Source organism: Longinema margulisiae, assembly GCF_025266855.1.
In the GTDB taxonomy this organism is placed as follows: domain Bacteria; phylum Spirochaetota; class Brevinematia; order Brevinematales; family Thermospiraceae; genus Thermospira.
On record NZ_CP053071.1, the window covers coordinates 892,294 to 912,832 of the forward strand.

The 20,539-nt window shown below is 44.4% G+C and carries 19 protein-coding genes; 9 read left to right on the plus strand and 10 right to left on the minus strand.

Features of this window, described 5'->3' with window-relative positions; genetic code table 11:
- Positions 1-178: 178 nt before the first annotated feature.
- The 3 genes from BREVNS_RS04035 to BREVNS_RS04045 all read right to left on the minus strand — a co-directional run bounded on the left by BREVNS_RS04035 (position 179) and on the right by BREVNS_RS04045 (position 3,781).
- Positions 179-1,411: a hypothetical protein gene (locus BREVNS_RS04035; RefSeq protein WP_483426599.1), complete on the minus strand. Its 1,233-nt coding sequence runs from the start codon at positions 1,409-1,411 to the stop codon at positions 179-181.
- Between the two features lie 503 nt (positions 1,412-1,914).
- On the minus strand, positions 1,915-3,261 hold the full coding sequence (locus BREVNS_RS04040; protein ID WP_483427773.1) for a hypothetical protein: 1,347 nt from the start codon (positions 3,259-3,261) through the stop codon (positions 1,915-1,917).
- Positions 3,262-3,292: 31 nt separating this feature from the next.
- The gene (locus BREVNS_RS04045; RefSeq protein ID WP_483427774.1) at positions 3,293-3,781 is read right to left on the minus strand and encodes a hypothetical protein; all 489 of its coding nucleotides are present in this window, start codon (positions 3,779-3,781) and stop codon (positions 3,293-3,295) included.
- Positions 3,782-3,967: 186 nt separating this feature from the next.
- On the opposite strand from BREVNS_RS04045, the gene BREVNS_RS04050 reads away from it, so the two are divergent.
- The gene (locus BREVNS_RS04050; RefSeq protein WP_483427775.1) at positions 3,968-4,219 is read left to right on the plus strand and encodes a hypothetical protein; all 252 of its coding nucleotides are present in this window, start codon (positions 3,968-3,970) and stop codon (positions 4,217-4,219) included.
- A gap of 25 nt (positions 4,220-4,244) precedes the next feature.
- On the opposite strand, the gene BREVNS_RS04055 is transcribed toward BREVNS_RS04050, so the two are convergent.
- Positions 4,245-4,634, minus strand: a complete 390-nt coding sequence (locus BREVNS_RS04055; RefSeq protein WP_483427776.1) for a hypothetical protein — start codon at positions 4,632-4,634, stop codon at positions 4,245-4,247.
- A gap of 624 nt (positions 4,635-5,258) precedes the next feature.
- Between BREVNS_RS04055 and BREVNS_RS04060 the strand changes: the two genes are divergently transcribed.
- Both BREVNS_RS04060 and BREVNS_RS04065 read left to right on the plus strand, forming a co-directional pair.
- Positions 5,259-6,041: a transposase gene (locus BREVNS_RS04060; protein ID WP_483427777.1), complete on the plus strand. Its 783-nt coding sequence runs from the start codon at positions 5,259-5,261 to the stop codon at positions 6,039-6,041.
- A gap of 137 nt (positions 6,042-6,178) precedes the next feature.
- Positions 6,179-6,367 (plus strand): hypothetical protein, encoded by a 189-nt coding sequence (locus tag BREVNS_RS04065; RefSeq protein ID WP_483427778.1) that lies wholly within the window; start codon positions 6,179-6,181, stop codon positions 6,365-6,367.
- A gap of 31 nt (positions 6,368-6,398) precedes the next feature.
- Here BREVNS_RS04065 and BREVNS_RS04070 read toward each other — a convergent pair whose 3' ends face one another.
- The 4 genes from BREVNS_RS04070 to BREVNS_RS04085 all read right to left on the minus strand — a co-directional run bounded on the left by BREVNS_RS04070 (position 6,399) and on the right by BREVNS_RS04085 (position 10,464).
- The gene (locus BREVNS_RS04070; protein WP_483427779.1) at positions 6,399-7,214 is read right to left on the minus strand and encodes a hypothetical protein; all 816 of its coding nucleotides are present in this window, start codon (positions 7,212-7,214) and stop codon (positions 6,399-6,401) included.
- Complete coding sequence (locus tag BREVNS_RS04075; protein ID WP_483427780.1) at positions 7,214-8,302, minus strand: SufB/SufD family protein; 1,089 nt, start codon at positions 8,300-8,302, stop codon at positions 7,214-7,216. Before BREVNS_RS04075 ends, BREVNS_RS04070 begins: the two co-directional genes overlap by 1 nt.
- A 3-nt stretch (positions 8,303-8,305) precedes the next feature.
- Positions 8,306-9,052, minus strand: coding sequence for an ABC transporter ATP-binding protein (locus BREVNS_RS04080; RefSeq protein WP_483428032.1), 747 nt, complete (start codon positions 9,050-9,052; stop codon positions 8,306-8,308).
- Between the two features lie 635 nt (positions 9,053-9,687).
- Positions 9,688-10,464 carry a tRNA threonylcarbamoyladenosine dehydratase gene (locus BREVNS_RS04085; protein ID WP_483427781.1) on the minus strand — a complete coding sequence of 259 codons (777 nt, stop codon included), beginning with the start codon at positions 10,462-10,464 and terminating at the stop codon, positions 9,688-9,690.
- Between the two features lie 692 nt (positions 10,465-11,156).
- Between BREVNS_RS04085 and BREVNS_RS04090 the strand changes: the two genes are divergently transcribed.
- Genes BREVNS_RS04090 through BREVNS_RS04115 form a run of 6 tightly spaced genes read left to right on the plus strand, consistent with a single transcriptional unit; the run spans position 11,157 to position 18,184 of the window.
- Positions 11,157-12,710, plus strand: a complete 1,554-nt coding sequence (locus BREVNS_RS04090; protein WP_483427782.1) for an arginine--tRNA ligase — start codon at positions 11,157-11,159, stop codon at positions 12,708-12,710.
- Positions 12,711-12,732: 22 nt separating this feature from the next.
- Positions 12,733-13,278 (plus strand): TIGR03546 family protein, encoded by a 546-nt coding sequence (locus tag BREVNS_RS04095; protein WP_483427783.1) that lies wholly within the window; start codon positions 12,733-12,735, stop codon positions 13,276-13,278.
- Positions 13,279-13,293: 15 nt separating this feature from the next.
- Positions 13,294-15,381 carry a TIGR03545 family protein gene (locus BREVNS_RS04100; protein ID WP_483427784.1) on the plus strand — a complete coding sequence of 696 codons (2,088 nt, stop codon included), beginning with the start codon at positions 13,294-13,296 and terminating at the stop codon, positions 15,379-15,381.
- A gap of 1 nt (position 15,382) precedes the next feature.
- On the plus strand, positions 15,383-16,465 hold the full coding sequence (locus tag BREVNS_RS04105; RefSeq protein ID WP_483427785.1) for an ABC transporter ATP-binding protein: 1,083 nt from the start codon (positions 15,383-15,385) through the stop codon (positions 16,463-16,465).
- Positions 16,462-17,754: a dihydroorotase gene (locus BREVNS_RS04110; protein WP_483427786.1), complete on the plus strand. Its 1,293-nt coding sequence runs from the start codon at positions 16,462-16,464 to the stop codon at positions 17,752-17,754. Before BREVNS_RS04105 ends, BREVNS_RS04110 begins: the two co-directional genes overlap by 4 nt.
- 25 nt (positions 17,755-17,779) lie before the next feature.
- Complete coding sequence (locus BREVNS_RS04115) at positions 17,780-18,184, plus strand: hypothetical protein (RefSeq protein WP_483427787.1); 405 nt, start codon at positions 17,780-17,782, stop codon at positions 18,182-18,184.
- Positions 18,185-19,299: 1,115 nt separating this feature from the next.
- On the opposite strand, the gene BREVNS_RS04120 is transcribed toward BREVNS_RS04115, so the two are convergent.
- Entirely contained in the window at positions 19,300-19,563 is a 264-nt protein-coding gene (locus BREVNS_RS04120; protein ID WP_483427788.1) for a co-chaperone GroES, read from the minus strand.
- A gap of 61 nt (positions 19,564-19,624) precedes the next feature.
- Positions 19,625-20,329, minus strand: coding sequence for a RadC family protein (gene radC / locus BREVNS_RS04125; RefSeq protein ID WP_483427789.1), 705 nt, complete (start codon positions 20,327-20,329; stop codon positions 19,625-19,627).
- Positions 20,330-20,539 lie beyond the last annotated feature (210 nt).

A 20,539-nucleotide genomic window follows, 5' to 3' on the forward strand; every position in this document is an offset into this window, starting at 1 on the left:
TACGTTTCCAACAGGAGACCTGAAAGAGAGAGAAAAGGATAAAGAAGTTACCCCTGGCTCAAAAGATTTTTGTCAACTGTAGTATACAGGGAACATTTTAGATAAACAAGTTTTTTCTGGGGAAAGTACCCTTTTTAGGCCATAAAACAGGGCAATAAGTACGTACCATCCCTATGTTTTATATCACATCCTGCCAGTAGACACCATCGATAGCCTCATCACGATTATAGTAGTAATGCAAACGCACAGCAAGAACATTGGTTGCCCCTTCTCTTTTCCATACCCCCACATCCATTCTCTGGTTTATGGTTCGCATCAGCCGTTCTGCCCTTGAGGTTGTTCTTGGCAAACCATCTTCACTGTCACAGGCGAACATGTCTTTTTGAGCACGAAGAAGATAATAAAAACAATGTTTGCGCCCTTTTTCGTGAAATAAGTCAAGAAGATTCTGAATATGCTGTCTGCGCTCGCTTTGATAACCAAGTCTTGTTTGCCAGTCATTTTTGTACCCCAAGAAACAGGCTTTCCCTGTTTCAGCGACAATATTTGTCCACTCAGAAGAACGATATCTCACTCTATCAAGACGAAGAAAATACTTCAATTGATAACTTACATGCCACAAACATCGTTGAAAAACGATACCGGGATGTTTGCCCTGGTTAATCCCTGTATCTCCATCGACAACAAGAAAAAACCGAGAAAAAGAGTGTTTTTCTTGAATGGGCTTAAGAAGTTTGTCCCAACCTGCATGGTAATTATCCACAAGAAGGCCTGCTATTCTTGTATTTTTTCCTGTCAATGGGGAGGCTTGTTGCCTCTCCTGCAAAAGAATTTTAGCTTCTTCTCCTTTTTTCTTGCCCTGAACAGGAATACCCGTCCCATCGGCTTCTCCACAGGGTTTTTCTTTTTCTGAGATACTGAAATGTATCTTTCTCCCAATATTTTGAAGGTTTTTCCAGAGGGTGCTAAGACCTATTTTATACCCTGTGAAGGAAAGAATACGAGCGGCCACTCGATAGGTGGTAAGAGCCCCGGCTAAAGCCACTCTGTAGATATCTTTCAGGATTTGCCTTTTTCGCTTTTCTACACCAAGAAGAGATCTTGTGAGAAAAAGTTTTCTTCCACACTTTTTGCATTGAATTTGGAGCTGAGGAAGAGTGATCTTTCCAAAGGGCATCAGAACAAAAACAGTGTTTTTTCCATGCTTTGTTTTCCATATGAAGTGATGTTTTTCTCCGCATGTACAGGTGATACGACCTTCTTTTATTTCTTTTTCTGCCACTTCTACAGAAATCTGATGAACAAATGACTCAAACACTCCTTTGATGGCCTGGAGAAAAACCACCACTAACGTCTCAAGTTTTGTGTCAGGGTAGTCGATAGTCAAAGTGAAGGTGAATTCTTTACGCATGGGTTCCTCCTTGTGTCCTATTATCGGCCAGGGAGGAACTTTTTTTGCTTTTCCTCATCTTCCCACTGCAGGTCTCCTGAAAAAAACGTTACCATTTTTTTAGAAGAATTGCCCAAGTTATAAAAGGCTCTCTCAAAGAATATTTTAGGTAGGATATCTCTGTTGATTAAGACAAAGTCGCTCCCTTCCTTTCTTGGAAAACGAGGAAGGTAAATTATCCTCTTGAGACCCTTGCACGGGTGTTTTCTTCCCCTGCTTGGGTCAGGGGCCACGCCCCTGAAACCCCGCTTTTTCTGTTTACATGGGCTTATTTGTCTTTTTTATTCAAAAAAGTAGAATTATTTATTATGATAAATAATATTTTTATACTATTTTTTGTTTTTTACTACTTTTTTGAGACCTTCGCACATTCGTGCAAAGGTCTCCTCTTCACAAAAGAACCAGTATAAAAATAAAAAAAAGCGGCAGGGAATCCCTGCCGCTTTGAATAATTTTTTCAACCCTTAGAACTTGTAGCTAAAGTCAACCGAGTAGAACCAGCGCTTGGTAGCATCGGTACCAAAGCCAACACCGGTATCCTCGTAAGATCCTCTTTCCTTATCATTGATGATATTGAAGGTCACAGTAAACATGCTCTTAGAGTACTTGAGATAGATGGTCTTCACAATAGGAATGAAGAGAGGTTCACTCCAGGGAGCAGTATCATTCAACACCACTGTTGTCTTGGTACCAGTGGATGGCACAAACGTTTCCTGATACAAAGATACTGAAAAGTCCAGACGAGAATCAATACCAAATTCCCAATCACCAAACTTGGTAGAACCACCAAACTGCATGAGAGCGCGGTTTTCATCACGCTTTACACCATAGAGGGTAATCCATGAACTTTGAGTATTTGTAGTTACAATGTTAGTTTCTACATTATTGAGCATCGTAATTTCATTATAACTGTTTTCCCAAAGTTTCCACGCCAACCCTGCACCCAGATTCAATTTCACCTGCCCACCAGCAATTTTGTATTGAACACGAACTTCAGGACCAAAATAAGCTGACGAACCATAAGTAGCTGAAATATTAGTAATCCCAGGAGCTGTAATTGTCTTCGTGTCTGCTCTGGTATTATCCCATTTAAACCAGCCCTTTACATAGAAATCCATATCGCTATTTAAAGGCAAGGTAAAATCTCCCCAAGAATTGATACCATTGTGAAGATCTAGATCATTAGGGTCCTGCACATACTCTTTTGTCCAAGATCCAGTACTCTGCACTTCCTTTACAGCAATATGGTAAAAACCACCAAGCTCTCCATTCCATGCTCCCTTCATATTAGCACCAACTTTCACTTCCCAAAGCCGGGCACCCGTCTTATTCGTTGCACTATAATCGACTGCATAAGAAGTCGTTGCCTGTTCTCTGAAAATAATTCGGCTCTGATCAGAAGTGGTTATATTGATGCTTCCAATATTAAGAGCAATCCGGGGCTTCACATCAATACTGTAAGCCCTTACCTCTGCATCCCCATTATTATTGGTGGCTGCAGGATTAGTAGTAATAGTCACAAAAGGATTATCATACCCAAATGCAAGAATGACCCCTGCACCCAACGTAAGAGGACCTGCTTTAATACCCGTCACATTTACATATCCAGGGCTATAAAGATTTACCCCTTCAAACGCAAATTTTTCAACAAATTTGTACTCAACTCCAAAAGCATCATAATTGAGCTTAAAGCCCGTATCTCCCTCACTTACACCACCCTCTTTAATCTTTGTAAAGATCTCACCTGTTACGCCAAAAGCAACCGAACTTACAAGGGCAATAATTGCCATTACTCCCAATAATCTTTTCATATCAATCTTCCTCCTTTCGATAAACGTTTACTTAAGGATTAATCTTATAGGTAATACCCGTATACGAAGTCGTCTTTTCTGTACCAAAATCCGAAGCCGCAGCATAGAAAAGCAATGAAACATTGGCCGTCGTAAACTCAGTATGAGGATCCGTTCCTGGCACACCACCATCTGCTAAATAAAGAAACTTACATTCAAGAGTGGTCGGGCTTCCCCACTGGGAAGAAACTGTATCCAAAGCTACAGTGGTGGTTACTGTAATATCAGTCCCATAGTCGCCAATATATTTTGCCTTTGCTGACCAGAAATCAACTGTCCCACCAAGTGCGGATCCAAGCTCCCCCACAGCCCACAAGTCATCTCCCGCAGCAGGAGTGTTATCTCCCTCCGCATCAGCCGCAATATAAAGAGTGATGGAACCAGCCTTTTGAGCCATAACCACCTGATCAGCACCAACCTGCGCACACCCAACCAGACCTAACACCAACAACACCGAAACTAACCCAAAAATTCTCTTCATAACCTTTTACCTCCTCCTTTCGGATTTTTTCTTAAGGTTTTCTATGTAGTATTATACACAAAAATTTTTGTTTGTCAAGGGGTTTTGGTGATTTTTTTTGGTTTTTTAGAGTAGATTTCGGGGATAGAAGGTAAGATGGGGGAATAAATGGTAAGAGAGAGGGGGGCTTGGTGCTAGGCTATTTCCTTGTTTCAGCAAAATACCACAAAGGTTAAAAGTTTAACCGATCTCTCCAATAACCAGAGAAGTGGCTATCGCCCTCTTTTAGCCAAAAAAGATGGTCCAACACCCTGGCTATTACCCTGTCTCAGCAAAACTGACCAGAACACCTACCACGCCTGTTTGGTTTTTGCTATTCTCTTATTTCAGCTAATCCACGCCTCTTGGCTGAAACATCGATATAGCCAGAGAAAAAGTACATCAGCAAACTATATCTAACGACAATTCCCTCCCACATAAAACCCTATAATTGCCGAAGAAGAAACTGAAACAATGTGATAAGCACTGAAATGAAGCCACCAACTCCAACAATAAGCCACTGTACAAAATCGAACCTTCGCTCTATCTGTTCAAACCGCCTGTCCATTTCTTCTTTCATAAGATCAAAACGTTTGTCAATCTGTTCAAAACGCCTTTCCACGTGTTCAAAACGCTTTTCCACCTGCTCAATGCGCTTTTCCATGAGTTCAAAACGTCTATCCATTTGCTCAAGAATCAAAGCAATGTCTGACTTCGTTGCCTGTTCAGCTTTAATCTGATGAATATGATTTTCAAGATCTTCTACGGCTTTCCGCGCCTTTTCATCTCCTACTGTCTCTCGAAGAGCATCATACAGTTCAAGAAGAAGTGCCATAAAACCTCCTTCTTATTCATCTACCCTTCCATTATACCAGTAGAAAAGGAAAATGTCAAGGGAGAATTCTTGCAATTATTCTCGCAACTCAATAGAAATATCGTCTTTGGAGAAGAAAAACCTCAGCTATCACCTTATTTCAGCAAAACTCATGAGACAAGGGGAAGAAGAGGTGAGGTTTTAGCCTTTGGCTATTCCCTTGTTTCAGCCAACCACCCCCTGATTAAACGTTTAACCCACTGCCATACAAACCCCACACACCCCTTCCTATCACCCTGTCTCAGCAAACAAGCCCCCTTTGGCTGAAATAAGGGAATAGCAAAAATTTCCAGCGCCCTTCTCCCAGAGAGAAGAGCAGGTCCTAATACTATGTGTCAGCAAACATACGCTTCCCAAAGACCTTGGCTATTACCCTATTTCAGCAAAACCATATGCTCTGGGGTCAACGAGGATAGTACAATTGCTCCTTTGGCTATCACCTTATTTCAGCACCCCCCCTTTTTTTGCTGAAACAAGGGAATAGCACGAGAAAAATTTCCTACCATAACAACTTTCTAACCAATTCTGGACAACCTTGACAATATTTTTTCGATAATATATACAGAGAAAAAACAGGAGGCTCCTATGACAAAAGATGTTTTCACCTACAGCGAAGAAGAGACTGTACAACTTTTTGAAGATCTCTTCTGGCACGGCAAAATCCGCTGTCCGCGATGTGAAAATTCCGCCTACCGACTTTCCAGTCGTCCTCTCTACCAGTGTAAGCATTGCCGTTACCAGTTTTCCATCAAAAGCATCTCTATCATGCGCAAAAGCCATCTTTCTCTCAAAACCTGGCTCTGCGCTATGGCTATTATCTGCGAGGGAAACGTTAACGGCGTGAGTCTTGCCAAACATCTTGGGGTAAGCTACAAAGCCGCCTGGCTACTTCTCCACAAGGTCCGTAACCTGATGCGAGCCCTTTCGGCAAGGCAAAAACACCACCTTCGCCACCTTCTTCGGAAATTTTTTCTTCTCCCTGGCATCAAAAAAGTCCAGAGGGAAAAGAAACGGCCCTTTCAGCTTATCGAATGTGATAATGCGTCCTCTCCCACCCATTTTCACATTCACCTTGTAGAGAATATCTCGTGCGATAGTCTTAAGACACTCTTCTCCTGCCAAAGCATGAGGGCCATTCTTGATGCTCCTGAAGCTTTTTCTGATATCTTTCAGCAACTTGTTAACCGACTTGAAAACCTTTATCACCATGGCTGTCGAAAACACCCTCAGCGCTACATTGATGAGTTTTGTCTTTTTTCATTGTATCAGGACTCTGACCTTCGAATGAAAAAGCTTTTGTCGATGATAAATAGGGAAGAGCTTCTGCTTCCTTACCAGACACTTATTGAGGAGCCAATCGTCCTCTAGGAAAGTCTTAGAGGGTTTGGTCTTTTTCCTGAGGTGTTCATACTTCTTGTCCTGAAAAGCGAAAAGTAGAAAACTTTTTCAGTTGGAAATAGGTTTCTTGTCTGGATATTCGTTCGCAAAAAGAAAAAAGAGTGATGATGGAAGAGAGTTTATTCTTCGTTCAGGGGAAATGGATCTTGGAAGGAATTAAAAAGAAGGGGAAAAGGCTGGCTACAGACTTTGGTTATTATTTTGTTTCAGCAAAACCTACCGCTTTTTCTCTGGACACGCACCGAGTTTGCACTTTAGCTATTCCCATGTTTCAGCAAAAGGGGGCTTTTAGTTGAAATAAGGGAATAGCAGGAAATCCCACGCCCTCTACCCCTCCGAAAAAAAGTGCATCTTCGCATACCGGCGCAGACCTTTAGCATCAGATGCCCTCATCTGAAGAAAAAGATCCTTCGCCGCCTGTCCACACCCTTTGGGGAGATCCTTATCCTGTCGCTCAAACCACTCTAAGAAAAGCTTTCTTGCAACCAGCGAAGCAGCCCCCACGGCAGGATAGCGCTCGGCATGCGTTTCAAGGATAAACTTTCCCGGTGAAACTTTTGAAAGCATTTCCCTTGTCTTCTCATCCTGAGTATAGGCATCCACCACCACCTCGTCCCATTTCCCATCAAAGCGACGAATGAGTTCCTCATACCCCAGGGTAAGAATAGTATTGAGATTACGATACCGCTCATAGAGATCGTTATAGGCCTCTGGTTCCCATATGAGTTCCTCCACCTCACAGAGAGAACGAATCCTCTGATACCATTCACCAAGCTGATTCGGGGTTGCTTTTTTACTCTCGGAAATGCCCATCATCTGCAGTTTCACCACATTTTCCGCTGAAACCCCAACAGCCACCATAACCAGCGGACCAAACACATCCCCTTTTCCACATTCATCACATCCAATCTGAGAAGAAGCTTCTGTTAAGAACACTTTCACACTCTCTAAAACCTCATGAATAGCCCCATCCTCTCCCTGAAGCACAAGTCGACCACTGTGGTAAAGAGACACAGAGACACCCTTCCCTACCGCTTGCCAGTACCCATACTGAAGCGGACGAAAAGAAAAACCATCCCCATCCAGTTCCTGTCGCAGGAGATCTGCCTTCTCAACAGGAAAATTCAGCGAATGAGAAGCCATCAAATACCACCATTTTCAAGAAGCTTCAGCACTTGCTCCACACGGGGGCGAAGATGTTCAGGCAAACGGAAGGTATCCACATCTAAAAAACCCTTCACAATCATACTTTTGGCCTCTGCCTCTGAAAGCCCACGACTCATAAGATAGAAAAGTTCCTCCTGGGCAATCTTACCCACAGCGGCTTCATGAGTGAGAGACACATTGGCCACTTTGGTCTCCAGCACAGGAATAGCCTGAATAAGCCCACCATCCGATAAAAGAAGAGAATCACACTCTACATGCCCCTTCACTTCCTCAGCCTGGGCCACAAGGTCACCCCTGGCAATAACCGTTCCCCCATGAGTCACACTCCGGCTGATCACCTCACCATGAGTGAGTGGCGCCTCAAACACAATACGAGCCCCTGTATCATAGTAGGCCCCTTCAGGAGCGTAGATGAGAGAATTAAAAGACGTTGATGCCCCTTTCCCCCTGAGATAGGCCGTTGGCATACTTTGAAGATGTTTCACCGCTTTGAGAGAAATATAGTTTGAAATAAACTGCGCCCCTTCTTCTATAGAAATAGCCGTTCGTGGACGCACCTCCACCACCTCAGCCCACTCATGGATCATGGTATAGTTCAGTTTTGCCCTGGGAGCAAGAAAAATCTCTGTAATCCCGATATGGCTTGCCGTTTTGACATAATGAGCTGTGGCACACCCTGTGAAAAGATAAATTTCCGCGTCCTCCTCAAGAACCACCACATTGTGCACCGTCTGAACAAACTTCTCCATATTGATAAAAAGACATGTCTGAATGGGCTTTGTGGATTTCACCCCCTTGGCCACATGAATAAAATACCCCGAAAGGGTATTTTCCTGGGCCGCCAAACGGGTATATTCATCCTTATCAGGGCTTATCAGACTCCACATCTTTTCCTTTAGCCAGGGAAATTCTTTCACCGCCATAAACATCGGGAGAATAGTGATACCCTTCTCCGCCGACGAAAACTCCTCCACGTGATCATTGACCACGGCTAATTTCACATCACTATCCCCTGTATACCCAACCTTCTGGGTGTCCTGAAGAAGATTCTTATCAAGAGCCATAACCTACTCCTTGTGTTTTGCCAGTTCACACACCTCACAGAGTTGAAACCCCTTCTCTTCAATCAGTTTGAGAAGTTCATAGGGGTTATTCTCACACTGAATTTGTCCATCAACAAGAACATATCCCCAATCAGCCGCCAAATAGTCAAGAATATACCCCGTGTGGGTGATGATAAAGGCGGACTTGGTCCGTTTTTCTTTTGCCCCACGATGAAGAATGGAACGAATTGCCTCACCAATTGTTTTCATGTTTTCAATGTCCACGCCGGATTCAGGTTCGTCAAGAAGCACAAGATCCGGATTCTGTGCCGAGATCTGGAGAATCTCAGAACGCTTCCGCTCCCCACCAGAAAAACCATGATTCACATCACGATGAAGGTAGTTCTCCATGATTAGTTTTTCACTCTCCTCTTTCAGAGAAAAATCAGGAAAAAAACGCCCGGCAAGTTCTTGAACAAGTCCTCCCAACTTCAATCCCTTGATGGCCGGAGGAGATTGAAAGGCTATCCCTATCCCCATCTTGGCCCGTTCAGAAGTAGGAAGGTGGGTAATATCCTTTCCCTTAAAAAGAATCTCTCCACTGACCACCTTATACTGAGGAAAGCCCATAAGGGTAAGCATCAGAGAGGATTTCCCTGAACCGTTTGGTCCAAAAAGAACATGGGTTTCTCCCTCAGGAATAGTAAGGGAGATGTTTTTAAGAACCATCTTCTCTTCCACAGAAACACTGAGATTTCGGATTTCAAGAATATTCATACCATCTCCTTTGTCGTACATAAATATACAGAACTCCCCCAAAAAAGTCAAAAGGAAACTACCAGAAAGAGAACCTTGCAGGGGTGTTTTTTTCCCCTGTCTGGGTCAGGGGCTACGCCCCTGAAACCACGTTTTTCTGTTTACAAAGGTTTATTTGTCTTTTTTGTCCAAAAATAGGATTGTTTATTTATGGAAAGGTATATTTTTATGCCACTTTTTTTACTTTCTTGAGACCTTTGCACGAATGTGCAAAGGTCTCAGAAAACTTTTTGATGTCTTTTCACTCTTTTCCAGAAGAAAGGCCCATCAAAAATTGAGGGTTTCTAAAAGGCTATAAAGTAATCTTCCATCACTCTGATCGCCTTGTTCATAGAATCTGGTTTTATCACTCCCTTTCTCAAACATTGGCTATTACCTTGTTTCAGCAAAACAAACCCCTTTAGCTGAAATAAGGTAATAGCCCCACTTCATCGGACAAGTTTCAAAAAAACTTCCCCCATACGTACCGACGCAAAAATTCTTCGCTTTCCTTATTCACGCCACAGAGAACACCACATAGACGATTCTATATATATATGTATATATAGTAGGTAAAACAACCCACCAAAAACCTTTTGACTCACGTTCTCTCAATCTTTCGGACAAGGATGGTGGACCCCTTTTTTCTCATGAGAAGAAAGATACTGAAGCGCCACCTGAGCACAGAGAAGTCCCGCCACCATTACTGTTGTGGCCATACTTCCTCTCGGGATACGTTCTCTTCCCCGTTCATAGGTGTTTTTTTCCGGTTCATAGCCCAGAAGTCCCTGCCCTTGTCTCACCATCTCTCGTGAATAAACCACAGAGATCTCTTCTATCTTCACTCCCAGGCGACGAAGCCTCTGTTTCACTTTTCGGCTCAAAGGACAACCGTGAACATCGGAGAGTTTCCCTACACAAAAGGCCATCGGATCAAAACGGGCTGCCGCCCCCATAGCAGAAACGAAGGGAAGCTTCCATTCCCAGAGTGTTTTAAGCAGAAAAACCTTTGGGTTAAGGCTATCAATGGCATCTATCACAAAATCCACCGAATACTTCTCAAGGATCTCTCCGACCCTCTGATCCACAAAGGCCTCTAATGCCACCACCTCCGCCTCCGGGTTGATGGACTGGATCCGTTCTTGCGCTGCAAGAACCTTCCTTTTTCCCACAGTCCTTTGTGTGGCTAAAACCTGTCTATTGAGATTGGTGGAATGAAAGACATCAAAATCCACCACCACAAAGTGCCCTATGCCACTCCTGGCCAAGGCTTCTATAGCCATTCCCCCGACTCCCCCCACTCCAAAGACCATCACCCGACTACTTTTCCAGCGATGAAGCACCGTTTTCCCTACCAAGGCTTCCGTCCGCAAAAGCCAGTTTTCCATACCCAACTCCAGAACCTTTGTATGCACTCTCTTTACAAAAGCATTCTTTTGTTATCTGGCAAAAGAAACTTCCTTTCCAAAAATAAGCCCCTTGCATAGGTATTTTTCCCCTGTCTGGATCAGGGGCTACGCCCCTGAAACCCCGTTTTTTCTGTTTACAAGGGCTTATTCGTCTTTTTATTCAAAAAATCGGCTTATTTATTATGGAGAGGAATATTTTTATACTACTTTTTGCTTTTTTATTACTTTCTTGAGCCCTTTGCACGAATGTGCAAAGGGCTCAAAATGGTCTCATTTCCCCGTTTTTCTCACTCTTACGACCATTTTTCCCTTTTCTCATTTGTTGGATACCATTATATCATTCGAAAACAAAAAAATCAAATTGTTCTCACGACGCAAGAGAAATGTTAGCCTCTTCAGATTTCTTTTCTAGTCGCCTCATGTGAGAAAAAGCGAAAATCAGAAAACAAAGGCTATTACCCTGTTTCAGCTAGTAACCCTCCTTTGCTGAAATAAGGTCATAGCCATTAACCATTTTCAGAAAAAAATCCCCTCCCTCATAATAAAAAACGCCCCCCTCCTGTAAGCAAAACACCATACAAAAAACATCTTCCCGATGAAGACAATGAAATTGCTTTTTTCCCCTTCTTGTCCTATACTACATAGACAAGATTTTTTTGAAAGGGGTTGCCATGATTCTTCGGTCTTTTTTACGAGAGAAGCTTACGATGCTCCTCAAAGAAATATGGAATATCGAAACTTCCATTCCGATTCTCTACCCAGATCAGCCCAAGTTTGGGGATTACTCTACCTCGGTGGCCATGAGTCTCGCCAAAACCCTCAGACAAAAGCCACTTGATATTGCGAGCACGCTTGCAGAGAAATGGGAATGGACTGATATATGCCGACTTGAGGTGGTGGCACCGGGTTATCTCAACTTTTTTGTGAATGAGTCTCTTCTGGACACTCTCATTCAGGGAAAGTGTTTAGAAGATCAGTACGGATCAAGCGATCTTCTCGAAGGAAAAAAGATTCTCCTTGAGTATGTGAGTGCCAACCCAACCGGTCCCCTTCATATCGGCCATGGACGATGGGCCGCTCTTGGAGATTCTCTTGCTCGCCTTCTCAGATATGCTGGGGCACAGGTATGGCGGGAATTCTACGTCAACGATGCAGGCAATCAGATACGTCTTCTCAGAGAAACCATCCAGGCCGTGAGAGAAGGGAAAGAGATCCCGGAGAACGGGTATCATGGGGCTTATATCACCGATGTGGCCAAACAAACCGAGGACCCTGTCACCTATATTCTCAACTGGCAAAAAGAAACCCTCAAGAATTTTGGTGTCGAATTTGATCGCTACTTCTCAGAAAAATCCCTCCATGACAGCGGCATGGTTCAGAAAACCTTAGATTTTCTCAAATCAGCAGGGGTGGCTTATGAATCAGAAGGGGCTCTCTGGCTTCGTACCACTGACCATGGAGATGACAAGGACCGCGTTCTCGTGAAATCAGATGGCGAATATACCTATTTTGCTGTGGATATTGCCTATCATCAAGATAAAATCAAACGAGGCTTTCGGCACCTCTACAACATCCTTGGGGCTGACCATCATGGCTATGTCAAACGAATGGAGGCCGCTGTGTGGCTTCTTTCTCAGGCTGATGGGGTAGAAACAGACTTTCGTATCATTATTGGGCAGCTCGTCAGTCTCTACAGAAATGGGGAACCAGTTCGCATGTCAAAACGCACAGGGGATATGATTACCCTCGAGGAAGTCTTAGAAGAGATTGGCAGGGATGCTCTTCGTTATTATATGGTGATGCGAAAAGCCGATACCCATTTAGAGTTTGATATTGAAGAAGCCAAAAAGCAGAGTGAAGAGAACCCAGTTTTTTATGTCCAGTATGCCCATGCCAGAATTTGCGGGATTCTTCGCAACCTCCCATCGAACCTTCCTGTCCCTCAGGGAACCATTGTAGACAGTCCCGAAGCCCGTCTTTTAGCTACACGGCTTCTTCGTTTCCCGGAGATTGTTCAGGATGCTGCTACCGCTCTTGAACCCCATCGAATCCCCCAGTATCTTGAAGATGTGGCTTCTGTTTTCCACAAATATTACACTGTCCATCGGATCATCACCGATGATCTCCAAACAACCGCCAATCGTGCAACCCTTGTGAAGGCCACCAAGAATGTCCTTGCTTTGGGTCTGCGTCTTATAGGAGTTTCCGCTCCAGAGAGAATGTAAAAAAACAAACAAGGAGGGAGATATGATTGTGTTAAAATGGCTTGTGAATATCTTCAAAGCCCTGAACTCCAATCAGCATCCGTTAGAAATAGCGGAAGCTATTGGTTTTGGTGTGATGCTTGCTCTCATTCCGCCAAACAATCTCTTGTGGTGGGGCATCTTCTTTGTGAGTTTCTTTTTCACCATCAATCAGGCTGTAATGATGGTGGTTATGGCTATCGGCAAGCTTTTTGTCCCCTTTGTGGATCCCTTTCTTGACAGCTTGGGGTACCTCATCCTCACCGTCCCGGCTTTAGAAGACTTCTATGATACCTTTTTCAATATGCCTCTTATTCCCCTTTTGAGACTACACAATACGGTGGTGATGGGGGCTTTTGCCACGGGGATACTGCTCTACTTTCCCATCCTCTTTGTGATGGTACCCGCTATTCGCTACTATAGGCGCGTCATTCGAGAAAAAATTGTCAATAGCAAATGGTTCAAAGCCTTCACTTCCTCTCCTCTTATTGCCGGGCTCATCAATACCTACAAAAGTGTTTCTGGCATAGCCACCAAAATCAAATCCTGAGAAAAGGAGAACGCTATGGCAAAGGAAAAAAAGCCCAAAAAAGCCAAAATTCACAAGATGTTTCGGATAAAATACACCCAGACTCACTGGGAAAGATTTTTAGAGAAATGTTATAACGAGGCCGATAGAGAGAAACTGGCTACCTTTTTTGAGCAGGACAAGAAAAAGCGATACGTCCTCAGAAAAAATCTCACCCCAGAAGAAATCCAGATTCTCTCGGAGATTGGCAAACGAATTGAACTGGGGTATTCCTTTTTGCAGGTCTGGAAGCTCATTGCCGTCGGGGTCATCTTTGTAGGTATCTCGGTTTTCCTTGCCCTTTTCCAGAACAGGCTTCTTGAAAACGCCATCGAAAGCGCCCTCTCTTCGGTATTCCAGGCCAAGGTGGATATTGTAGGGGTACGCCTTGATATTCCCCGGCTCTCTTTTCGATTCCGTTCTCTCAGCGTCGGAGACTCTGAAGAACCCTATCGAAATCTTTTTGAACTCGGAAAAACCGAAGTCAAGCTCAACGCGCAGGCTCTCACCCTTGGTCGGGTGGTCATTGAAAACGTCCAGTGTGAAGACATTCGTTGGAACACTCCCAGAACCACGCCGGGCACCCTGCCTTCCCTCCAGAAAAACAAAAAGGCAGCAGAAAAGCCAACCGAAACCACAGCTGCAACAACGAACAACGCTCCTTCCTTTGATTTCTCAAAAGCTACAGCCAATCTTTCCAGTCTCGTTGCCACGCAGAGAACCAACCTGAAAAGTGAACAGGTTCTCCAGCAAGCCAACGTAGAGCTTTCCAACACCATTGATCAGTGGACAAAAACCTATGAGCAGAAAAACGCCCAGATTGCACAGCTCTCCTCTCAAGCCAAAGAGCTTCAAAATATCCAGGTCTCTTCTATCAAAACCATAGAAGAAGCCCAGAAGGTTCTTGGCCAGATAGATAGTTTCAGCAAAAACCTCTCCTCTGTCAGTGGAGATATCAAAACCACAGGGCAGCAGTTCAAAACCACTTACGACAAGATGCTTCTGCAACAAAAGGCTATCACCACCGCTATTGAAGAAGACAAAGCCTATCTCAAACAACTCATCTCTCTTCCTATCACCGATGGCAAAAATATTCTTCAGGGACTGGCTAACGACTTTTTGAAGAAAAAACTTGGGAAAATCTACACCTATGGCATGCGTGCCTGGGGATATGCCGAGAAGATTAAGTCAGACCCTTCTCAGAAACCCAAGAAACAGGGATACACACGACTCAAAGGGCGAAACATCCCCTATCCCTCTGATCCCTACCCCTCCTTCCTTCTCAAAAACCTCCAGTCCTCAGTAGACACACCAGAGAGACGTTTTGCAAGCAAACTTGAAAACGTCTCTTCAGATCCCTACAAATGGACAAAACCCATTCTTTTTACTTACCAGCAAACAGAGAAGCTTGCTAACTATGGGCTCAACGTCAGCATGGATATCCGTACCAATGCCCCCACGATTATGGTAGCCGAATTCAAAGGGGATGGGCTTCCCTTCTCCATGGACAATCTTGGTTTTCTCAGGATATCCAATTTTGCGGCCACCATGAGGATTGAGTCTGCCTTCCAGTGGGATAGAGACAAAAACACAGGAAAGATCAAGGCCGTCTTTTCCAGCATCCGTTTAGATAATGTGGACACCTCTGACTTTATTACCAGGGTCGTTTCTGAGATTCTTGAGGATGCCAAAGGGTTTGATGTTTCGATTGCCTACACGATGTTATCTGATGGCAAGATGCAACTCAGCCTTCAGAGTTCCCTTGACACCCTGCTTCAGAAAAAGATCGGGGAATACTTAGCCAAGGTTACCAAAGAGGTCTCAGAGAAAATCGAAAAAGAACTCAATGCCCTTTTAGAGAGTGAACTCAAGAAAAATGAAATTCTTGCCAAAAATCTCCATGGCTTAAACGAAGTTTCTCTGAAAACCCTCACGGATATCAACACCTATGAGAAGCTCATTGAAACGAAAAAGAAAGAGGTACAGAACCGCATCGAGCAGATAAAGAAAGAACAGGAAGAGGCTCTCAAGAAGAAAGCCCAGGAAGCCCTTCCCAACGTTCAACTTCCCAAGATAGGAAAATAGCATGAGTTATCTCAGGGTAGAGAATCTCACCCTCTCCCTGGACTCAGCACGAGAGGAAGATGAGAGGGCTCTGCTTTGTCATCTTTCTCTCGATATCGAGGAAAAGGAAATTGTCGGTATTCTTGGCCCAAGCGGAGCAGGCAAGAGCCTGCTCCTTCGGGCTCTTATTGGACTTGAAAAGCCCACCGAGGGCGAGATATTTTTAGAGGGAATGGCTCTTTCCTCTCTTTCGCCCTCCGAACGCTCCATGGCCTATTTGAGTCAACGGCTTGTGCTTTATCCCCATCTCAGTGGTGGGAAAAACGCCGGCTTTTTTTACTGGATCCGGGGACTTCTCAAAAAAGACAAAGACATCCGTTTTCATCCTGTGATTTCTGAGGTCCTTGAACACCTTCATCTCATGAGTTCAGATCTTTTAGGAAGGCTTCCCAAAACCATGGCAGGTGGAGAGAAACAACGTATCGCCCTTGCCAGAGCCATCGCTTCTGAGGCAAAGATTCTGCTTCTTGATGAACCCTTTGCCAATATTGAAGACATTTTTCGTGATACCCTCAGACATTTCCTGCGAAAATGGATACAAAAAAGAGGACAAACGGCTCTCATTGTGTCCCACAACCAGGAAGAGATGGCTTCTCTTTGTGACAGGCTTGTTCTCCTTGACAGGGGTTCCCTTATCCAGCAGGGGACCTATGAGGACCTCTCTTTTTCTCCCACGAGTCGTATCACCGCTCTTTTTATGGGGGTGTCTCGAAAGAATTTTCTCCCCTCAGAACTTCTCCAGAAACTCTGGGGAAAAACGCTTGCCTGCGATGTGGTTCTTCTCCCCTCACTTGTCAGACAAGAACCCTTGGACGAATGGGATGTTGAAATCAAGGGTCCTATCATCATGGTGGAGCACTTTTTTCGGGAGAAGAAAAAACTCCTCTGTATAGAATACAAAAACGAACTTTTTTTCTGGGAAGTGGATGAAAACCTTCCCTTCACAAAAGGAGACAGGGTAACTCTCTATCTTCCTCTCAAAGAGGGCTGGTTTTTTGAAAAAGATTACCCCTATAGACGGATTTATCAAGGAGTGATGCCATGATTCTTTCTGGTGGTATTGTATTTGATGAGGTGCTTGCTCCTACAGGAAGACGCCTCGAGATATGGATTGAAGGGGAGAAAATCAAAGCCATAGCTCCTCGTTTTTCATCGAAGCAGGAACCCAAGATTTCAGTGAAAGGTCTTTTTGTCTATCCCGGTTTTGTGGACATGCATGTTCATCTCCGTGAACCAGGACAAACTCACAAAGAGGATATAGCCAGCGCCACCCTGGCCGCTGCAGCCGGTGGAGTGACCACCGTTCTTGCTATGCCCAACACCATTCCCCCCCTTGATAGAGTAGAGCGATACGACATGGTAAAGCGTCTCTGTGAAGAGAAAGCCATTGTAGAGGTTTTGCAGGCCTGTGCCATGACTCTCGAAAGGCAGGGAAAAGAACTCTCAGATTTTGTCTCTCTCAAAGAGGCAGGGTGTCTCTGGCTCACCGACGATGGTTCGAGTATCCAGGAGCAGAGGCTCATAGCCGCCGCCTGCGAGACATTTACCACCACAGGTCAACTCTGGATAGAACATCCAGAAATCGCTTTTTTGGCCGAGGGGCATCCTCTCCATGAGGGCAAAGTAGCCTCTCAAAGGGGAATCAAGGGTCAGCCCAGAGAAGCCGAGAGTCTTGCTATTTTGCAGGCGGGTCTTCTCGCGGGGTATTATGGAGTTCGTATCCATTTCACCCATCTCTCGACCTGGCAATCGGTAGAAGCCATCCGCCTCTTGAAAAAATGGTACCCGGGACTCATCAGTGCTGACACCTGCCCCCACTACCTCTTTTTCACAGAGGAAGATGTGGCAAAAGAAGGCTACACCCCCAACAAAAAGATGAACCCTCCCTTGCGGGAAGAAAGGGATAGGAAGGCTCTTTTGTCCGCTCTTGCCGATGGTACTCTTGACTGTCTCACTTCCGATCATGCCCCCCATACCGCTGAAGAAAAATCCGCTGGTATTGAAAAAGCCCCCTTTGGCGTCATTGGGGTTGAAACCCTTTTCTCGTCGCTTTTCACCTTAGCCACCACTTACTCTCCCCTTCGGAAGCGATGGCTCTCCCTTCTCACCACAGGGCCTGCTTCCATCCTCGGCATAGAACGAGGAAGGCTTTCCCCTGGAAGCATAGCCAACCTCACGGTGGTAAATCCAGACGCCTCCTGGGTGGTCAATGAACAAAACCTTCACTCCCGTTCAAAAAATTCCGCCTTTTTGGGGAAAACTCTGAGAGGGGTAGTCCTCGCCACATATGTGAGAGGGAAAAAGGTCTATGAAAGGACATCTTCCATTCAATAATCAGCACACAGAGGAGGTAAAAACTATGGAAACGGCACTTGTGATTATTTTTCTCATTGGGCTTGGCATCGGAGGAGTTGGTGGCTTTTTTATTGGTTCTGGAAGGACGGTTGAGGTGAATAATGCCCAGTACACAGAGGTCGTCACCACCACTGTCCAGAATCAAGCTCAGGTCACCATTGTGGGAGAACAGGGTATTCAGAAAATCCAGTATGTTCTCACCAATTTTTCCTCAAGAAAAGAGATGGAAGCCTGGCTTCTCACTCTTGATCCTTTTCAACTCTCTCACTGCGAGGTTTTTTCAGAAAAGGAATGGATAGGTACGCGATACACCGTTATTTATCCTGTGTATGTAGAAGGTATGGTAACCAATACCTCTCGAACGGTTCTCACCAACACAGGCAATACCAACCAACTCAGGGTAAAATAATTGTCGTTCCCCACTCATACAGAATGGTTATCTTCACACAAAAACTGAATACTCCTTTAACCATCTTTTCTCTTTACAATTTTAGGCTCTTTTGTTACCCATCTTCCTTTTTTCCACGAAGCGCTCCCGCGCGGGGCAAAAGGGGCTCCGCCCCTTTTGAAAACCCCGTTTTCGCCCCTGCAGCGGTTTTTGACAACCCTCTTTTTCCTCTTATCTTGCGGGCTGGAAGAAAAAATAAGACACCCTCCCTTTTCTGTAGCCGCTCAAGGACAGACGTCCTATCTGACCTTGAGCTTCCTCGCCACCTCCTGTGGCTCGGCTCTGGGAGAAAAGAAAGTATCTTCTGTTACCAGCCCGCAGGGCTTCTTTTTCAGAAGAGGCTTTTTGGATATGGCACCGCGGCAGGGGCGAAGGCTATGACTTTGTTTCAGCAAAGAACAATGGTTTAGCTGAAACAGGGTAATAGCTCTCTCTTGTCGTAATGCTTTCAAACTCAACTTTTTTCAATAGACACCATAACAGAAAGCTTTTGTGTTATTTCCCTGTTCATAAGAAATGTGAAAATAGGTATTCAGTTTCATATGTGGAACGACAAGCTCAGGGTAAAATAATTTGAAAGAAAGGTACTCTTCTTTGCTTTTTGCAAGAAAGGCACTTTCAAAAGCGAAAAGTTTGTGAAGTTCATAGAGTAACCCTCTCGAATATGACTTTCTCCCAACCACCGTGAGAACATTTTTCTGAGACCCTTGCATAGGGGTTTTCTTTCCCTGCCTGGGTCAGGGGCTACGCCCCTGAAACCCCGCTTTTTCTGTTTACAAAGGCTTATTTGTCTTTTTTTATCTAAAAAATAGGCTTGTTTATTATGTAAAGGAATATTTTTATACTACTTTTTGCTTTTTTATTACTTTCTTGAGACCTTTGCCCATTCGTGCAAAGGTCTCTTTCTGATAACGGGGAGGAAAAGGGGCTATTCCCTTGTTTCAGCAAAAGCCCCTTGAGCCAAAATAAAGTCATAGGCTGCAGAAGCAACAACAGGAAACGAAAAAAGACCCGTTTTTTTATTCTTCCAAAACAAAAAAGCGCCATCGCAAGATGGCGCTTTTTCAAGCTTTTTCCTATTCAATAATGGCCAAAATATCATCAGCGGAAAGCACAAGATGCTCTACATCATCAATCTTGATCTGAGTACCGGCGTACTTGTCATAGAGCACTTGGTCACCAACCTTCACCTTGATGGACTCATCTGTCCCCACAGCCACAACCACGCCAGTCTGAGTCTTCTCCTGAGCGGTCTGAGGGATGTAGATTCCGCCCTTTGTCTTTTCTTCTGTCTCCTTGACCTTAATCAGAACACGATTCCCAAGGGGTTTAACTGTCATACTCTTCCTCCATGTGTTTTTTGCTATAAATATACAAAAAAACCATTTCAATCGTCAAGCCTCAGAGCTTTCTCTCCATAGCAAAACTGTAGTAATCCTTTTCATTTCTGCCCACAATGATGTGATCAAGAACCCTTCCCCCTACCATCTCACAGGCAGAAACAATTTTTTTGGTGAGGTTTTCATCATCCTGAGAAGGCGTCGAATCGCCAGATGGATGATTGTGAATGAGAATCACGCTGCTAGCCTGATGAAGACACATCTGGCGAACAATTTCCTTGGGATCTACTACCGTCGCATAGGCACTTCCCCGGCTTATCTCAAGATGACAGAGGGGATGATTTCGAATGTCAAGAAGAATGATAGAGAATATCTCACGACTTTCATCCCTGAGAAAAGGCCCATAATAACGACGTACATAATTCAGGGCATCCTCTACACAGGTGATCTTTTCTTGCTTTTGAACCTCCTCACGAACAAACCGTTTGGCCAGTTCACAGAGAGCCTTGATCTCTATCGCTTTGGTTTTCCCGATTCCCGGAATCTGACAGAGCTCCCGAATGGTGGCCTTTTCCAACCCACGAAGTCCCCCAAATCTCTCAAGAAGATCCATAGCGACCTCAAGCGCACTTTTTTCCCTGCTCCCTGTTCTTAACAAGATGGCCAACAACTCTGTGGTTGAGAGAGCATGGGTACCCTGGCTTACAAGCCTTTCTCTTGGTCTATCCTCTTCTCGCCAAGTCTTGATAGGTTTTCTCACCATCATGATTTACCTCCTTAATTTTCTCTCTCTATATATTATCGAAAAAAATTCGTCAAAGTTGTCCGGAATTGGTTAGAAAGTTGTTATGAGGGGAGAAAATTTTTTTGGTTATTACTCTATTTCAGCAAGAAAGGGGGATTTGCTGAAACAAGGGAATAGCAAAAAGAGAGATAGGATATTATTCATTTGTGAAATTTTTCAAAAAATTTGCAT

What these genes read in the sequence shown, in the direction of transcription:
- BREVNS_RS04035 (WP_483426599.1), bottom strand. Translation starts at nt 1,411, where the DNA reads ATGCGTAAAGAATTCACCTTCACTTTGACTATCGACTACCCTGACACA.
- BREVNS_RS04040 (WP_483427773.1), bottom strand. Translation starts at nt 3,261, where the DNA reads ATGAAAAGATTATTGGGAGTAATGGCAATTATTGCCCTTGTAAGTTCG.
- BREVNS_RS04045 (WP_483427774.1), bottom strand. Translation starts at nt 3,781, where the DNA reads ATGAAGAGAATTTTTGGGTTAGTTTCGGTGTTGTTGGTGTTAGGTCTG.
- BREVNS_RS04055 (WP_483427776.1), bottom strand. Translation starts at nt 4,634, where the DNA reads ATGGCACTTCTTCTTGAACTGTATGATGCTCTTCGAGAGACAGTAGGA.
- BREVNS_RS04060 (WP_483427777.1), top strand. Translation starts at nt 5,259, where the DNA reads ATGACAAAAGATGTTTTCACCTACAGCGAAGAAGAGACTGTACAACTT.
- BREVNS_RS04065 (WP_483427778.1), top strand. Translation starts at nt 6,179, where the DNA reads ATGGAAGAGAGTTTATTCTTCGTTCAGGGGAAATGGATCTTGGAAGGA.
- BREVNS_RS04070 (WP_483427779.1), bottom strand. Translation starts at nt 7,214, where the DNA reads ATGGCTTCTCATTCGCTGAATTTTCCTGTTGAGAAGGCAGATCTCCTG.
- BREVNS_RS04075 (WP_483427780.1), bottom strand. Translation starts at nt 8,302, where the DNA reads ATGGCTCTTGATAAGAATCTTCTTCAGGACACCCAGAAGGTTGGGTAT.
- BREVNS_RS04085 (WP_483427781.1), bottom strand. Translation starts at nt 10,464, where the DNA reads ATGGAAAACTGGCTTTTGCGGACGGAAGCCTTGGTAGGGAAAACGGTG.
- BREVNS_RS04090 (WP_483427782.1), top strand. Translation starts at nt 11,157, where the DNA reads ATGATTCTTCGGTCTTTTTTACGAGAGAAGCTTACGATGCTCCTCAAA.
- BREVNS_RS04095 (WP_483427783.1), top strand. Translation starts at nt 12,733, where the DNA reads ATGATTGTGTTAAAATGGCTTGTGAATATCTTCAAAGCCCTGAACTCC.
- BREVNS_RS04100 (WP_483427784.1), top strand. Translation starts at nt 13,294, where the DNA reads ATGGCAAAGGAAAAAAAGCCCAAAAAAGCCAAAATTCACAAGATGTTT.
- BREVNS_RS04105 (WP_483427785.1), top strand. Translation starts at nt 15,383, where the DNA reads ATGAGTTATCTCAGGGTAGAGAATCTCACCCTCTCCCTGGACTCAGCA.
- BREVNS_RS04110 (WP_483427786.1), top strand. Translation starts at nt 16,462, where the DNA reads ATGATTCTTTCTGGTGGTATTGTATTTGATGAGGTGCTTGCTCCTACA.
- BREVNS_RS04115 (WP_483427787.1), top strand. Translation starts at nt 17,780, where the DNA reads ATGGAAACGGCACTTGTGATTATTTTTCTCATTGGGCTTGGCATCGGA.
- BREVNS_RS04120 (WP_483427788.1), bottom strand. Translation starts at nt 19,563, where the DNA reads ATGACAGTTAAACCCCTTGGGAATCGTGTTCTGATTAAGGTCAAGGAG.
- radC (WP_483427789.1), bottom strand. Translation starts at nt 20,329, where the DNA reads ATGATGGTGAGAAAACCTATCAAGACTTGGCGAGAAGAGGATAGACCA.